We start from the raw sequence: 14,038 nt of genomic DNA, 5'->3' as shown, positions 1-14,038 counted from the left end.
GGCGGATCGAGAGGGGAGAGCAGGGCGATGACCGAGACGCTATTCGTGGGCGGCGGTGGCGAGGACCAGGCGCAGGCGCAGGTTTTGGCGCTGAAATACGCCAACCGCCACGGGCTGATCGCTGGGGCCACGGGCACCGGCAAGACGGTGACGCTGCAGATCCTCGCGCAAGGCTTCTCGGATGCGGGCGTTCCGGTCTTCCTGTCGGACGTTAAGGGCGATCTGTCGGGCTTGGCCGCGGCGGGGGCCGAAACGGACGCGCTGCATCCCAAGCTGGTGGAGCGGGCGGCGACGATCGGCCTCGACCCGTTCGACTATGCCGCCGCACCCGTCACCTTCTGGGACATGTTCGGGGAGAAGGGCCATCCGCTGCGTACCACGGTCGCGGAGATGGGGCCGCTGCTGCTGGCGCGGCTGCTGGATCTGAGCGAGGCGCAGGAGGGCGTGCTCAACATCGCGTTCCGCGTGGCGGACGAGCAGGGGCTGGCGCTCCTGGACCTCAAGGACCTGCAGGCGCTGCTGGTCTGGGTGGGCGAGAACCGGAGCGATCTCAGCCTGCGCTACGGCAATGTTTCGACCGCCAGCGTCGGCGCCATCCAGCGGCGGTTGCTGGTGCTGGAAAATCAGGGCGGGGCGGGCTTCTTCGGCGAACCGGCGCTGGAGCTTGAGGACATGATCGCGACCAAGGCGGACGGGCGCGGACGCATCAACGTGCTGGCCGCCGACCGTCTGATGCAGTCGCCGGGGCTCTACGCCACGTTCCTGCTGTGGCTGCTCAGCGAGTTGTTCGAGCAGCTGCCGGAGGTGGGCGACCCCGACAAGCCGAAATTCGTGTTCTTCTTCGACGAGGCGCATCTGCTGTTCGACGACGCGCCCGATGCGCTGATCGACAAGGTGGAGCAGGTGGCGCGGCTGATCCGCTCCAAGGGCGTGGGCGTGTGGTTCGTGACGCAGAACCCCGACGACATCCCGCCGGACGTGCTGGGCCAGCTTGGCAACCGGGTGCAGCATGCGCTGCGCGCGTTCACCCCGCGCGACCAGAAGGCGCTGCGCGCGGCGGCGGAGACGTTCCGCCCCAATCCGCGCTTCGACATGGAGGACGCGATCCGCGATGTCGGCATCGGCGAGGCGGTCACGAGCTTCCTGGAGAAGAAGGGCGTGCCGGGCATGGCGGAGCGCACGCTGATCCGTCCTCCGTCCTCGCGCCTCGGGCCACTGAGCGCGGCGGAGCGTGGGGCGGTGCTGGCGGCCTCGCCGCTGGCTGCCAAATACGACACGGCGCTGGACCGAGAGAGCGCGTTCGAGATCCTGTCGAAGCGGGCGGAGACCGCGGCGGCCGAGACCGAAGAGGACGCCGAGCCGCCGCGCGACCGGCGCTATCGCGGGCCGCAGAGCGCGCCGAGCGGGCGCGAGTACAATTCCGGCCGCCGCTATTCGCCCGGTCAGGCGAAGCCCAAGCCGCGCAGCCGCTCCGACAGCATCGCCAAGACGTTCGGCAAGTCGCTGGCCCGCCAGCTCGGCACGCAGGTCGGGCGGCAGATCACGCGCGGCGTGCTGGGCGGGCTGTTCCGGGGACGCTAGGCGACACTCAGCCCGAGGTGAGCCGCTGCCCGATCTCGCCCTCGATCAGTTGCTCGAACGGGGATGGCGCGAGGCGTCCCGGCTCCGCGAACGGGTCGGAGAAGGCGTAGATGGTGAACATCATTAGCCCGCTATAGGCCGAATAGAGGCACAGCAGGGCGATGTTCTCCCGCGTTGGGGGGAACACGAAATAGGGCACCGTGACCAGAACGGTGCCGGCGATCGCGGCAACCCAGAACAGCGTGCTCATCCCGAACAGCGCCGTGCTTTCGCGTTGCTGCCGCAGGGCAGCGAGGTGCTGCGCATCGGCGATCATCGCGTCGCGCAGGCTGTCCTGGCGGGGGGTCTGCGGGTCGAGGTCGAGTGCGGCGAGGTAGATCCGTTCGTGCAACGCCCAACCATCGGCGAACTGTGTGTCGTCACGGTCGGCCCATTCCTCGCCGACGACATGCGCGACGTAGTCGACAACTGCCTGCTGAACGGTCGCGGCGCCGTCGGGATCGTAGCGCGCGATATCGCCGTGGATGTTCGCGAGGGCCGTCGCCTCCGCCACCAGGTCGGCGCGCAAGTCGGCATAGTCGTCGAGCTCCTGCGCGAAGACCAGCGCGAGGACGAGACCGTGCAGCGCCGCGACCCGCCGGGCGGTCGCGCTGGCGGCCTGGCCCGTCAGGGGCGGGGTGTCCACGCCCGCCAGCCACCGCGCGCCCGCGTAGATGCCGAGCGACAGCGCGACCGTGCCGAGGACGAAGACGAGGCCGAGCCAGATCATCCTGTCTCGCGGATACGCAGCTTGTGCAGGCGGTTGCGCTCCCGCTCCACGACCTCGATGCGGAACCCGTCGAAGGAGAAGACCTGACCGGTGGTCGGAATGGTCTGCGCGACATGGATGACCAGGCCCGCCACGGTGTTGGCCTCGTCATCGGGCAGCGCCCAGTCGGTCGCGCGGTTGAGGTCGCGGATGCTCATCTTGCCATCCACCAGGATCGAGCCGTCGGCCATGCGCTCGATCCCCTCGACCTCCACATCCGTCTCGTCGGTGATGTCGCCGACGATCTCCTCCAAGATGTCCTCCAGCGTCACGAGGCCCTGCAGCGCGCCGTATTCGTCCACCACCAGCGCGAAATGGCTGTGGCGCAGCAGGAAGGCGCGCATCTGGTCGTCGAGCGTGGTGGCGTCGGGCACGAACCACGGCTCCATCACCACGTCCATCACGTCGAATTCCGCCAGCGCGGCCAACCCGCCGCTGGTGCCGCGCACCAGCTTGTCCACCGCGCGCAGCAGGTCCTTGGCATGGATCACGCCGACGATGTTCTCGGGCTCGTCGCGGAACACGGGGATGCGTGTGTGCGGCGAGCGCAGGCAGGCCGTGAGGATCTCCTCCGGCGGCAGGTCCGCGTCGATCATCTCGATATTGCGGCGGTGGATCATCACCTCCTCGACCGTGCGGATACGCAGGTCGAGCGCGGCGAGCAGCCGGTCGCGGTCGTCCTTCTCCACCCCGCCCTCGGAGGCGTGGAGGGTGATGGCCTCGGCGATCTCGTCATGGGCCATGATCTGCGCCTCGGGGTCGGTGGGCACGCCGAAAAGTCGCAGCGTCTGCCGCACGATGAAGCGGACGAAATTCACCACCGGGGCGAGGACCCGCACCACCACGCCGATGGGAATGGCGACGAACCCGGCCATCCGCTCGGGGTTGATGATCGCGTAGGTCTTGGGCAGCACTTCCGCGAAGATCAGCACCAGCGCGGTCATCACCAGAGTCGCCGCCGCCACGCCGTTCTCGCCCAGAAGCCGCGTGAAGAGCGCCGTGGCGAGCGAGGTGGCGAGGATGTTGGCGAGGTTGTTGCCCAGCAGGATGCCGCCGATCAGCCGCTCGTTATCCTCCTTCAGGTCCAGCGCCCGCTTGGCCCCCGCGCCATCCATGCCGTGCAGCTTCGCGCGGTTGGCCGCGGTCAGCGCCGTCTCGGATCCCGAGAAGAAGGCCGAGAACAGCAGGAGGATCAGGATCGCGACGGCGGGCAGCCAGATCGCGATATCGGTGAGGGAGAGGCCGGTCTCGTCCATGTGATCGTCCTTGGCGGGTCATGTCTTGCAACGGCCTTCGTTATGGGGCGTGCTGCGGGTCAGGACAAGGAGGGGCCATGCCGCGCATCGCCGATTGGGGAGAGCTGGAGGGACCGCTGACGGCGTTCGGTGGGGTGCATTCCAACCTGCACGCGCTCGACGCGCTGCTGGCAGAGGCGCGAGGCACGCCGATCTGCACGGGCGACGTGGTCGCCTATTGCGCGGACGCGGCGGCGTGCGTGGCGCGGGTGCGGGGGGCCGACATCCGCACGATCGCCGGGAATTGCGAGACGCAGCTGGCCGACGGGGCCGCCGATTGTGGCTGCGGATTCGAGGACGGTACCGCTTGCGACCTGCTGTCGGACGCGTGGTACGCCCATGCCGCGCGCGAGGTGGATGCGGATGCGCGCGCGTGGATGGGCGCGCTTCCCGACTGGGCCACCTTCCGCCATGCCGGGCGGCGCTGGCTGGTCGTGCATGGCGCGCCGAGTGCACAGAACAGCTTCGTCTGGCAGAGCACCGATCTCGCGCCGGAGATCGCGCTGGCGGAGGCGGAGGTCGGCCGCATAGACGGCATCCTGTCGGGGCATTCGGGCCTACCCTTCGTCCGCAGGGAGGGCCGTCACCTCTGGGTCAACGCAGGTGCCATCGGGATGCCGCCGCATGACGGCGCCACCGCGACCCGGTTCGCCGAGATCGACGCGGAGGGCGACGTCTCGATCCACCGGCTCGACTACGACTGGCACGGCGCGCGCGATGCGATGACCGCGTCGGGGCTGGTGCAGGGCTATCACGAGACGCTACGCACCGGCTGGTGGCCGAGCGAGGACGTGCTGCCTCAGGACTTGCGCCGCAGCCAGCCGTCGATGGCCTGAGCGACAGCCTCGGGCCGCTGGTGGTGCAGCCAGTGGTCGCAGCCATCCAGGTCCACCCGCTCCAGATCGTCGCAGAGCGCGTCGAGCCCTTCGGTCGCTTCTGGCAACAGCGCGGTGTCGCCGGTGCCCCAGATCAGCAGATGCGGCATGCTCACCGGCATCTCGACCTTGGCCCAGTCGGGCAGGGGCCGCGGCTGGCCCGGCGGCGCGACCTCGACCGGCGAGACGCGATACCAGCTCACCATCCCCTCCACGGCGTTCGGGCGGGACCATTCGCGCACATATTCAGCGCGCAACTCGGGTGTCATCCAGCTCATGTCCATATGGGCCGAAAACAGGCCGGTCAGCTTCGCGAAATCGTCGGCGCGCAAGGTGTCCTCCACGCCCTCCGCCCGCAGCCAGTCGATATAGCGGCTGGCCTGAGACTGCGCCCCGCCCGCGCTCAACGCCCGCTGAAAACAGGTCGGGTGCACGCCGTTGAAGATGACGAGATGCGAGACGAGGTCCGGCATTGCGAAGGCGGCGGCGTAGGCGACCGCCGCGCCCCAGTCGTGCCCGACCAAGACCACCGGCCCGCCGCCCTCCTCAGAGATCACGGTCGCGAGGTCCGACAGCAGGTGCTTCATCGCGAAACCCGTGAGGTCGGGGGCCGGGTTGCGGCTGATCCCGAAGCCGCGCTGGTCGAAGGCGACGCCGCGATAGGAGGGCAGGGCGGTCATCAGCGCGTCGAACGCGCCGGACCATTCGGGGAAGCCGTGCAGGAAGACGAGCACCGGCGCACCCTGCGGGCCCGCGCTGCGCACCCGCGTCCGCGCGCCGTCGATCTCGATGAACCGCTCCTCGATCATGCGGCCAGACTGGCCCGCCCGCGCCGGTCAGGCAAGCGAGGTCGTGACATGCGCGCCGGTTTCCAGCGTCTTGTGCACGGGGCACTTGTCCGCGATCTCCAGCAGCTTCTGCCGGTCCGCCTCGGTCAGGTCGCCTTGGAGCCGGATCGTGCGGTTGAGGTGGTCGATGCGGCCCTCGCCCTGCGTGCAGGTATCGCAGTCGGAGGCGTGGATCTTGTCGTGGGTCACGTCGACCTCGACATGCGTCAGGTTCAGCCCCTTGCGCCGCGCATACATCCGCAACGTCATCGAGGTACAGGCCCCGAGCCCGGCGGCGAGCAGTTGGTAAGGCGTAAAGCCCAGATCGGTGCCGCCATAGGATTCGGGTTCGTCCGCGAGGATGTGATGCTTCGGCCCCGCGCTGATGTCCTGCAGGAATCCGTCCGGCGAGGATTCGGAGGTGCGCACCACCCCCTCGGGCGCGCCGACCGGCTTGGCCGGTGGGGTGAGGTCGACATATTTCGCGGCCCAGCTCGCGATGACGTCGGCGGCATATTCGGCATCCTTCGCGTCGCTCAACAGATGGTCCGCGTCGTCGAGCGTGACGAAGCTCTTGGGGTGGCGCGCGGCCATCCACAGCTCGGTCGCGTTGTCGATGCCGACCGTCCGGTCCCCCGGCGCATGCAGGATCAGCAGGGCGCGCCGCAGGCCGCGCAACGCATCCTCCAGCTTGCTGGAGGCGACGTCCTCGACGAATTCCTGCCGGATGGTGAAGGGCCGACCGCCGAGGTGCACCTCGGCCTTTCCGCGCGCGGCGATCTCTGCCAGGTGGTCGCCGAAATTGGCGGTGACGTGGTGGGGGTCGGCGGGCGCGCCGATCGTGGCGACGGCCTTGACGCTCGCCAGATCGGGCGCGGCCTTGATGACCGCGGCGCCACCCAGCGAATGACCGACGAGCAGGTCGGGGGCGAGGCCCATCCCCTCCAGATGCCGCGCCGCGGCCAGCAGATCGCCGACATTGGAGCTGAAATGCGTGTTCGCGAATTCGCCATCCGAATGGCCGAGCCCGGTGAAGTCGAAGCGCAGCACGGCGAAGCCCGCCTGCGTCAGACGTTGCGAGATGCGGCGCGCGGCGGCGATATCCTTGGAACAGGTGAAGCAATGCGCGAAGATCGCGGTGGCCAGATGCGGCCCCTCGGGCCGGTCCAGCCGTGCGGCAAGCCTGTCGCCCGAATGGCCCTCGAATGTCAGTTTCTCGCTTCCCATTCCGCTCTCCGCCGCTTCGCTATCCTGCCGGTCGGCCCTATCTAGGCACGGGCACCCCCGGATTGACAGGGCGGGTCGCGGGAAGGTGAGGGATGAAGTTCGTTCGCATGTGCATGACAATCGCGGCCGCGGCGCTGCTGCTGGCTGCGCTGGCCGCCTATCTCGGTGCGCTGCATCCCGCGGGCGACAGCTTCGCCGCGTTGCGCCTGCAACTGGGATTGCTGGCTCTGGTCCTCTACGCCGTCAGCCTCCCCGCGCGTGCCGTTCTGGCAGAGCGTCTGGCCGCGCTCGCCGTCATCGCACAGGCGCTGCCGATCCTCGCCACCGGCTGGGGCGCACGTGCACCCGAGGGTGAGACGATTACCCTGCTGCAGCACAACGTCCTTTTGATGCATGGCGATTTTCTGAGCCTTGCAGCCGCGCTCGAAAGCTACGATGCCGACATCCTGACATTGCAAGAGATCGGCGGCCCGGCCACCTCGCTTCTCTCACTTCTGTCACGCGCCTATCCGCATGTTCCCGACTGTCCCAACGCCTCGACCACGGATGCTCAGATCTTCAGCCGGTTCCCGCTCAGCGATGTCACGTGCGGCCGCACGGTGATGGCGGCGACCGCCGACACGCCGATCGGGCGGGTCAGGGTCGCGTCCGTTCACCCGTTCTGGCCGTGGCCCTACGCGCAGTCGCGATCCATCGCCGAGATCGAGGATCTGCTGGGCGACGAAACGCTGCCGGTCGTCATGGCGGGCGACTTCAACAACACCGCCTGGTCCCATGCCGTCACACGGGTGGAGGCGGCGACGGGCACCCACACCGTTCCCGGCGTCCGACCGACCTTCGGCATCGAGCCCGCGTCGCCGTTCTGGCCGGGCCTCGCGATCGACCACGTCCTCGTCCCGGAGGGCTGGGGCGCCGAAGTGACTTTGCTGCCAAAGCATGGCTCCGACCACCGGGCCTTGCTGGCCCGGATCGGTCCCTGAGCCGCCTCAGATCGCCGAAAACCATTGTCCTGCCGCGCATTCGGGTTAGGCTGTCCCACACGGATGATGGAATGGGAGCGGTCGTGGAGCGCAAGAGCGGTATCATCGGAGTAACCGAAATGATGGCTGGTTCCCGGATCAGCCGACTGCATGCCGACCTGTGCGATCTGAGGACCCGCGCCCGTGACGAGGGGTGCGAGGCGACGGCCCGAGCGGTTGACCTCGCCGTCGAGATGCTTGCCGTCGAACGCGAGGACGATCCCGCGCCGGGGATCCGCCCGATGGACGGCGATGGCTGACAGCCCGTGGCGTTGATCCGCGATCGCCTTCCCGTGATGCCCTGGCGGAAGGCCCACACCGCCCGAAATCCCGGAATGCAGCCGCTCGATCCGGCCGATTGGCTGCAACGGGACGAAACCTTCGCCGACCAGATGGCGCTGCGCGATCGGCTGATCGCCGGGCGGCGGGAGCTGGTCACCGCTCGGCGGGACGGCAGCGAGGCCGCCATTCGAGAGATGGCCGCGCAGGTCGCGACGTCTTTGGCAACCGACCCCGGCTATACCGCGTCCCATGACGGCATCCGACGCCCGGATGGTGTCGTGGTGGACGAGCCGGATCCGCTGATCCGGTCGGGCCGCCTCGTGCAGGAGGATCTGCTGCTGCTGGTGCCGCGCGATGGTCGCTGGGTGCTCGAGGCGGGCGTGCTGTGCTTTCCCTCGCACTGGACGCTGGGGCAGAAGATCGGGCGTGATCTGGGACGCATCCATGTCCCCGTGCCGTTCTATTCCGGGGAGCTCGAACGCCGGGTGCAGCGCCTGTTCGACGCGCTGCGGCCCGGCCGTCCCCTGTGGCGGGCGAACTGGCTCCTCTATCCCGACGCCGACCTGCACAACCCGCTTCTCGAATTCGAGGAGAAGCGCGCCGACTGGTCGGGCGGGCTCTATCTGCGGGTGGAGCGGCAGAGCCTCCTGAAGCTGCCCGAGACGGGCGGCGTGGTCTTTTCGATCAAGACCGACATCGCGCCGGTCGGCGCCGTGCCGCGCGAGGCCCTGGTCGACCTGCTCACAGCCTTCGACGCGCTCGGCCCGGTCGAGCGGGGCTACAAGGGCGGGGATGATGCACGCGCCCGGATCGTCGCGGCAATCGACCGCGCCGCATAGGCTCGGCCCGGTTCGGCCGTCGGCCGTGTCGCCAGATTGCAGATGGTGAACGCAAAAGGGGCGCCCGCCGGGGCGCCCCTTTCCGTCCGATACGGTCCCGCTCAGCAGGAGTAGTAGAGCTTGTACTCCATCGGGTGCGGCGTGTGCTCGTAGGCGTAGACCTCTTCCCATTTCAGATCGCAATAGGCGTCGATCTGGTCCTTGGTGAAGACGTCGCCGGCTAGCAGGAACTCGTGATCCTTCTGCAGCTCGTCCAGCGCCTCGCGCAGGGACGCGCAGACGGTCGGGATCTCGGCCAGCTCCTCGGGGGGCAGGTCGTAGAGATCCTTGTCGTTCGCGTCGCCGGGATGGATCTTGTTCATGATCCCGTCGAGACCGGCCATCAGCAGGGCCGAGAAGCAGAGGTACGGGTTCGACGACGGATCGGGGAAGCGGGCCTCGACGCGCTTCGCCTTGGGGCTCTCGGTCCACGGGATCCGGACGCAGCCCGAACGGTTGCGCGCGGAATAGGCGCGCAGCACCGGAGCCTCGAAGCCGGGGATCAGACGCTTGTAGGAGTTGGTCGACGGGTTGGTGAAGGCGTTGAGCGCCTTCGCGTGCTTGAGGATGCCGCCGATGAAGTAGATCGCCTCGTCGCTGAGGTCGGCATACTTGTCACCTGCGAAGAGCGGCTTGCCGTCCTTCCAGATCGACATGTTGACGTGCATGCCGGTGCCGTTGTCGCCCGCCATGGGCTTGGGCATGAAAGTCGCCGACTTGCCATAGGCGTCCGCCACGTTGTGGATGACGTACTTGTACTTCTGCAGGTTGTCCGCCTGGGCGGTCAGCTTGTCGAAGATCAGGCCGAGTTCGTGCTGGTTGGACGCGACCTCGTGGTGGTGCTTGTCCACCTTCATGCCCATCCGCTTCATCGTGGACAGCATCTCGGAGCGCAGGTCCTGGCCCGGATCGATCGGGTTGACGGGGAAGTAGCCGCCCTTCACGCCCGGACGGTGGCCGGTATTGCCCATCTCGTACTCGGAGTCGGTGTTCCAGGCACCGTCCACCGCGTCGACCTCGAACGCCACCTTGTTCATGGAGGTGGAGTAGCGCACGTCGTCGAACACGAAGAACTCGGCTTCCGGCCCGACGAAGAAGTCGTCGCCGATGCCCGAGGATTTCAGGTAGGCCTCTGCCCGCTCGGCCGTGCCGCGCGGATCGCGGTCATAGATCTCGCCGGTGTCGGGCTCGACGATCGTGCAGTGCACGCAGAGCGTCTTTTCCGCGTAGAACGGATCGACATAGGCCGATGCGGGATCGGGCATCAGCTTCATGTCGGAATCGTTGATCGCCTTCCAGCCGGCGATGGACGAGCCGTCGAACATGAAGCCTTCCTCCAGGAAGTCCTCGTCGACCTGGTCGCTCATCACGGTGACGTGCTGCAGCTTGCCGCGCGGGTCGGTGAAACGGATATCGACATAGGCGATATCCTCGTCCTTGATCATCTTCACGAGATCGGAGTTCGCACTCATGGTCTCTCTTGTCCTCTCTGCTGGGATTTCGTTGATTTCGCCGGGGTCGGTCAGAGCGCTTCCGCGCCCTCTTCCCCGGTGCGGATGCGGATGGCGTGGGAGACGTCCATCACGAAGATCTTGCCGTCGCCGATCTTGCCGGTCTTGGCCGCGGCGACGATCGCCTCGATGGCCGGTTCGACGAGCGCGTCGTCCACCACCACCTCGACCTTCACCTTGGGCAGGAAATCCACGACATATTCGGCACCGCGGTAGAGCTCGGTATGCCCCTTCTGCCGGCCGAAGCCCTTGGCCTCGATTACCGACAGGCCCTGGATGCCAACGTCCTGAAGCGCCTCTTTCACCTCGTCGAGTTTGAAAGGTTTGATGATCGCTTCGATCTTCTTCATGGAATACCCTCTGCCATGCTCTCCTTGCCCGCGATACCAAACATCGGTCGCGGCGCATTTCAATGATGGGCGATGTGGGGCGGCGGGGGGAAGCGTCGAATCCGGCGAATGTGCACAAATTTTGGGCAGGAGGCCCGTTTTCGATGCAAGATGAGAAGTCCGTCCTGCTGACCGCGGCCCAGATGCGCGCGCTCGAACAGGCCGCGATCGACAGCGGCCGCGTGACGGGGCTGGAACTGATGGAGCGCGCGGGGCGCGGCGTGGTCGATGCGGTGCTGGAGGAATGGCCCCATTTCGCCACGACCCCGCACCGGGCGGTGGTGCTCTGCGGTCCCGGCAACAATGGCGGCGACGGCTTCGTCGTGGCGCGCCTGCTGAAGGAGCGCGGCTGGGACGTGGACGTCTTCCTCTACGGCGAAGTCGGGGCATTGCCGCCGGATGCCAAGGTGAACGCCGAGCGGTGGTTGGAGATGGGGGACATTTCCGCGTGGTCTGATAGCTCTATCGAAGATGAGATCGATGAGATCGAAGAAGGCCTCGTCATCGATGCTCTTTTCGGGATCGGTCTGTCCCGAACGATGCCGAATGACACCGCCTCAACCTGGCGGGGCATCATGGGTAAGTCCTTCTTGGGGTCGGGTGGTGCCGTAGTCGCTATCGACATGCCCAGCGGTATCTGCAGCGACTCCGGAACGAACTTGGAGGGCGCCTTCATCGCAACGCTCACCGTGACGTTCGGACGGAAGAAGCTCGGTCACGTGCTCTGTGGTGGCGGCAAGCTTAGTGGCGGCGCAACCTGGTGCGGAACCCTTAGAGTTGTCGATATCGGCCTGCATTCCCTGTTTTCCGGGGCGTCAGCCCCGGATCGCGCCCGACCCGCCCCCCAGGGCGGGCGCGATGCGCCCCCCCTCGGGCCGGGCGCGATCCTCGACGCTTCGTATCGCTCGGTAAGACTGATCGAGGGTGTCTCTCCAGCTGTTATCGCACGCACAGGCGCGCACAAATACGCCCACGGCCATGCGCTCGTCCTCGCCGGTGGCGTAGGCCGGGGCGGTGCTGCCCGCCTGGCCGGGCGGGGGGCTCTCAGGATCGGTGCGGGTCTCGTCACCGTCGCCCCGCCGCCTTCGGCGCTCATCGAGAATGCGGCGCAGCTCAACGCCATCATGCTTCAACCCGTTCGCGATGCGGATGCTCTGGCCGGAGTCTTGCAGGACGACCGTATCAACGCCCTCTGCCTCGGCCCCGGTCTGGGCGTCGAGCGCGCGGCCGAGCTTGTCCTCACAGCCCTCGCCGCGACCCGCGCCACCGTACTCGACGCCGATGCGCTGACCGCCTTCGCCGACAGCCCGGCGCGTTTTTTCGTGATGCTGCATCCCAGATGCGTCCTGACGCCCCACGCGGGCGAGTTCGCGCGCCTGTTCCCCGATCTCGCAGAACGGCTCGACGCCGTCCCGACCTCCGGCCCCGCCTATTCCAAGGTCGATGCAACCCGCGAGGCGGCTGCGCGCGCGGGATGCACCGTGCTCTATAAGGGCCCCGACTCGGTCATCGCCGACCCGGACGGGCGCTGTTCGATCAACGCATCGGTCTATGAGCGGTCGGCCCCGTGGCTCGCCACCGCAGGCTCGGGCGACGTCCTGGCGGGTTTCATCACCGGCCTGCTGGCGCGCGGTCTCACCCCGCACAACGCCGCCGCAACCGCCGCCTTCCTCCACACCGAATGCGCCCTCGCTTTTGGCCCCGGCCTGATCGCGGAGGATCTGCCCGAGCAGCTTCCGCGCGTGCTGGCGCGGCTCACGGCCAATTCCCCCTAGCGTCCCCCCCGGCCCTCTGCTAATCGGGGCCGGATTTGGCGGGGGCGACCCCGACAGGCCCCTATGCGGGCGTGGTGGAATTGGTAGACACGCCAGATTTAGGTTCTGGTGCCGCGAGGCGTGGGGGTTCGAGTCCCTTCGCCCGCACCAAGGGGCCGCCCTGGATGAGACGAGACGCCCCCGGCGCGGGGGCCCATGACCGAGGTGAGACGAATGCAGGTCAACGAGACCCAGAACGACGGCCTGAAGCGGGGCTACGAGATCACGATGACGGCCGCCGAGCTCGAGGCGAAGGTGGACGAGAAGCTCGAGGCCGCCCGCACCGAAGTGCAGATGAAGGGCTTTCGCAAGGGCAAGGTCCCCAAGGCCCTGCTGAAGAAGCAGTTCGGCAAGTCCGTGCTGGGCGAGGCGATGCAGGAAGGCATCGACGACGCGCTCAAGTCGCATTTCGAGACCACCGGCGACCGCCCGGCCATGCAGCCCAACGTCACGATGGCCAAGGATGACTGGAAAGAAGGCGACGACGTGGTCGTCAACGTCTCCTATGAGAAGCTGCCCGACATCCCCGAGGTCGATTTTTCCGCCCTGACGGTCGAGAAGATGACGGCGGAAGTCGAGGACGAGGCGGTGGACGAGGCGCTCGCGAACCTCGCCGAGACCGCGCAGAACTTCAAGAAGCGGCGCAAGGGCTCGAAGGCGAAGGATGGCGACCAGGTCACCATCGACTTCGTGGGCAAGGTCGACGGCGAGCCCTTCGAGGGCGGCGCGGCCGAGGATTTCCCGCTGGTGCTGGGCTCGGGCCAGTTCATCCCCGGCTTCGAGGAGCAGCTCGTCGGTGTCAAGGAAGGCGAGGAGAAGGCCGTCGAAGTGACCTTCCCGGCCGAGTACCAGGCGGCGAACCTCGCCGGCAAGGAGGCCGTGTTCGACGTGACCGTCAAGGCGGTGGCCGAGCCGACCGCGGCGGAGATCGACGACGAGCTGGCGCAGAAATACGGTGCCGAGGATCTCGACGCGCTCAAAGGCCAACTACGCGAGCGTCTGGCCGCCGAATATGCCGGAGCCGCCCGCACGGTGACCAAGCGCAACCTGCTCGATGCCCTTGATGACGCAGTGAAATTCGACCTCCCGCCCTCGATGGTCGAGGCGGAGGCGAACCAGATCGCGCATCAGCTTTGGCATGAGGAGCATCCGGAGGTGCAGGGGCACAACCACGACAAGATCGAGCCGACGGAGGAGCACAAGACGCTCGCCGAGCGGCGCGTGCGTCTGGGTCTGCTGCTGGCCGAGGTCGGGCAGAAGGCCGAGGTGACGGTGACGGATCAGGAACTGCAGCAGGCCGTGTTCCAGCAGGCCCGTCAGTATCCGGGTCAGGAAAAGGCCTTCTTCGACTTTATCCAGTCGAATCAACAGGCTCTGCAGCAAATCCGCGCGCCCCTCTTCGAGGACAAGGTCGTGGATCACATCTTGGAACAGGCGAAGATCGACGAGAAGACCGTCAGCAAGGACGAGCTTCAGAAGGCCATCGAGGAGATGGATGCGGAGTGATCCGCACCCATGTTCCGGCAATGAGG

Annotated in this window: 13 protein-coding genes and 1 tRNA gene; 8 read left to right on the top strand and 6 right to left on the bottom strand. The window is 67.4% G+C overall.

Annotated elements, in window-relative coordinates; translation table 11 throughout:
- The first annotated feature begins 27 nt into the window (after window positions 1-27).
- Window positions 28-1,581, top strand: coding sequence for a helicase HerA-like domain-containing protein (locus tag RX333_RS14500; RefSeq protein WP_316015669.1), 1,554 nt, complete (start codon window positions 28-30; stop codon window positions 1,579-1,581).
- 7 nt (window positions 1,582-1,588) lie between these two features.
- Here RX333_RS14500 and RX333_RS14495 read toward each other — a convergent pair whose 3' ends face one another.
- Window positions 1,589-2,350: a hypothetical protein gene (locus RX333_RS14495; protein WP_316015668.1), complete on the bottom strand. Its 762-nt coding sequence runs from the start codon at window positions 2,348-2,350 to the stop codon at window positions 1,589-1,591.
- Complete coding sequence (locus RX333_RS14490) at window positions 2,347-3,645, bottom strand: HlyC/CorC family transporter (RefSeq protein WP_316015667.1); 1,299 nt, start codon at window positions 3,643-3,645, stop codon at window positions 2,347-2,349. Before RX333_RS14490 ends, RX333_RS14495 begins: the two co-directional genes overlap by 4 nt.
- Before the next feature lie 77 nt (window positions 3,646-3,722).
- Between RX333_RS14490 and RX333_RS14485 the strand changes: the two genes are divergently transcribed.
- Window positions 3,723-4,520 (top strand): metallophosphoesterase family protein, encoded by a 798-nt coding sequence (locus tag RX333_RS14485; protein WP_316015666.1) that lies wholly within the window; start codon window positions 3,723-3,725, stop codon window positions 4,518-4,520.
- On the opposite strand, the gene RX333_RS14480 is transcribed toward RX333_RS14485, so the two are convergent.
- Together RX333_RS14480 and RX333_RS14475 are read right to left on the bottom strand one after the other, a co-directional pair.
- Complete coding sequence (locus RX333_RS14480; RefSeq protein ID WP_316015665.1) at window positions 4,484-5,368, bottom strand: alpha/beta hydrolase; 885 nt, start codon at window positions 5,366-5,368, stop codon at window positions 4,484-4,486. The two genes, RX333_RS14485 and RX333_RS14480, sit on opposite strands and share 37 nt — an antisense overlap.
- Before the next feature lie 27 nt (window positions 5,369-5,395).
- The gene (locus tag RX333_RS14475; RefSeq protein ID WP_316015664.1) at window positions 5,396-6,613 is read right to left on the bottom strand and encodes a bifunctional alpha/beta hydrolase/OsmC family protein; all 1,218 of its coding nucleotides are present in this window, start codon (window positions 6,611-6,613) and stop codon (window positions 5,396-5,398) included.
- A 92-nt stretch (window positions 6,614-6,705) separates the two neighbouring features.
- Here RX333_RS14475 and RX333_RS14470 point away from each other — a divergent pair, with 92 nt between their 5' ends.
- From RX333_RS14470 to RX333_RS14460, 3 genes are all read left to right on the top strand, one after another.
- Window positions 6,706-7,593, top strand: coding sequence for an endonuclease/exonuclease/phosphatase family protein (locus RX333_RS14470; protein WP_316015663.1), 888 nt, complete (start codon window positions 6,706-6,708; stop codon window positions 7,591-7,593).
- 71 nt (window positions 7,594-7,664) lie between these two features.
- Window positions 7,665-7,892 (top strand): hypothetical protein, encoded by a 228-nt coding sequence (locus tag RX333_RS14465; protein ID WP_316015662.1) that lies wholly within the window; start codon window positions 7,665-7,667, stop codon window positions 7,890-7,892.
- Between the two features lie 36 nt (window positions 7,893-7,928).
- Complete coding sequence (locus tag RX333_RS14460; protein WP_316015661.1) at window positions 7,929-8,753, top strand: DUF3445 domain-containing protein; 825 nt, start codon at window positions 7,929-7,931, stop codon at window positions 8,751-8,753.
- Between the two features lie 101 nt (window positions 8,754-8,854).
- Here the strand turns inward: RX333_RS14460 and glnA are convergent, their stop codons facing one another.
- Both glnA and RX333_RS14450 read right to left on the bottom strand, forming a co-directional pair.
- Window positions 8,855-10,264, bottom strand: a complete 1,410-nt coding sequence (gene glnA / locus RX333_RS14455; protein WP_316015660.1) for a type I glutamate--ammonia ligase — start codon at window positions 10,262-10,264, stop codon at window positions 8,855-8,857.
- A 50-nt stretch (window positions 10,265-10,314) separates the two neighbouring features.
- Complete coding sequence (locus RX333_RS14450) at window positions 10,315-10,653, bottom strand: P-II family nitrogen regulator (protein WP_316015659.1); 339 nt, start codon at window positions 10,651-10,653, stop codon at window positions 10,315-10,317.
- 143 nt (window positions 10,654-10,796) lie between these two features.
- On the opposite strand from RX333_RS14450, the gene RX333_RS14445 reads away from it, so the two are divergent.
- From RX333_RS14445 to tig, 3 genes are all read left to right on the top strand, one after another.
- Entirely contained in the window at window positions 10,797-12,467 is a 1,671-nt protein-coding gene (locus RX333_RS14445; RefSeq protein WP_316015658.1) for an NAD(P)H-hydrate dehydratase, read from the top strand.
- A gap of 65 nt (window positions 12,468-12,532) precedes the next feature.
- Window positions 12,533-12,617, top strand: a tRNA-Leu gene (locus RX333_RS14440).
- 63 nt (window positions 12,618-12,680) lie between these two features.
- Window positions 12,681-14,012, top strand: coding sequence for a trigger factor (gene tig / locus RX333_RS14435; protein WP_316015684.1), 1,332 nt, complete (start codon window positions 12,681-12,683; stop codon window positions 14,010-14,012).
- Window positions 14,013-14,038 lie beyond the last annotated feature (26 nt).

This window comes from Roseobacter sp. HKCCA0434 (genome assembly GCF_032464675.1).
In the GTDB taxonomy this organism is placed as follows: domain Bacteria; phylum Pseudomonadota; class Alphaproteobacteria; order Rhodobacterales; family Rhodobacteraceae; genus Pontivivens.
The sequence above is the reverse complement of the archived record's forward strand: the minus strand, read 5'-3'. Positions and strand labels throughout refer to the sequence as shown.

What these genes read in the sequence shown, in the direction of transcription:
- RX333_RS14500 (WP_316015669.1), top strand. Translation starts at nt 28, where the DNA reads ATGACCGAGACGCTATTCGTGGGCGGCGGTGGCGAGGACCAGGCGCAG.
- RX333_RS14495 (WP_316015668.1), bottom strand. Translation starts at nt 2,350, where the DNA reads ATGATCTGGCTCGGCCTCGTCTTCGTCCTCGGCACGGTCGCGCTGTCG.
- RX333_RS14490 (WP_316015667.1), bottom strand. Translation starts at nt 3,645, where the DNA reads ATGGACGAGACCGGCCTCTCCCTCACCGATATCGCGATCTGGCTGCCC.
- RX333_RS14485 (WP_316015666.1), top strand. Translation starts at nt 3,723, where the DNA reads ATGCCGCGCATCGCCGATTGGGGAGAGCTGGAGGGACCGCTGACGGCG.
- RX333_RS14480 (WP_316015665.1), bottom strand. Translation starts at nt 5,368, where the DNA reads ATGATCGAGGAGCGGTTCATCGAGATCGACGGCGCGCGGACGCGGGTG.
- RX333_RS14475 (WP_316015664.1), bottom strand. Translation starts at nt 6,613, where the DNA reads ATGGGAAGCGAGAAACTGACATTCGAGGGCCATTCGGGCGACAGGCTT.
- RX333_RS14470 (WP_316015663.1), top strand. Translation starts at nt 6,706, where the DNA reads ATGAAGTTCGTTCGCATGTGCATGACAATCGCGGCCGCGGCGCTGCTG.
- RX333_RS14465 (WP_316015662.1), top strand. Translation starts at nt 7,665, where the DNA reads ATGGGAGCGGTCGTGGAGCGCAAGAGCGGTATCATCGGAGTAACCGAA.
- RX333_RS14460 (WP_316015661.1), top strand. Translation starts at nt 7,929, where the DNA reads ATGCCCTGGCGGAAGGCCCACACCGCCCGAAATCCCGGAATGCAGCCG.
- glnA (WP_316015660.1), bottom strand. Translation starts at nt 10,264, where the DNA reads ATGAGTGCGAACTCCGATCTCGTGAAGATGATCAAGGACGAGGATATC.
- RX333_RS14450 (WP_316015659.1), bottom strand. Translation starts at nt 10,653, where the DNA reads ATGAAGAAGATCGAAGCGATCATCAAACCTTTCAAACTCGACGAGGTG.
- RX333_RS14445 (WP_316015658.1), top strand. Translation starts at nt 10,797, where the DNA reads ATGCAAGATGAGAAGTCCGTCCTGCTGACCGCGGCCCAGATGCGCGCG.
- tig (WP_316015684.1), top strand. Translation starts at nt 12,681, where the DNA reads ATGCAGGTCAACGAGACCCAGAACGACGGCCTGAAGCGGGGCTACGAG.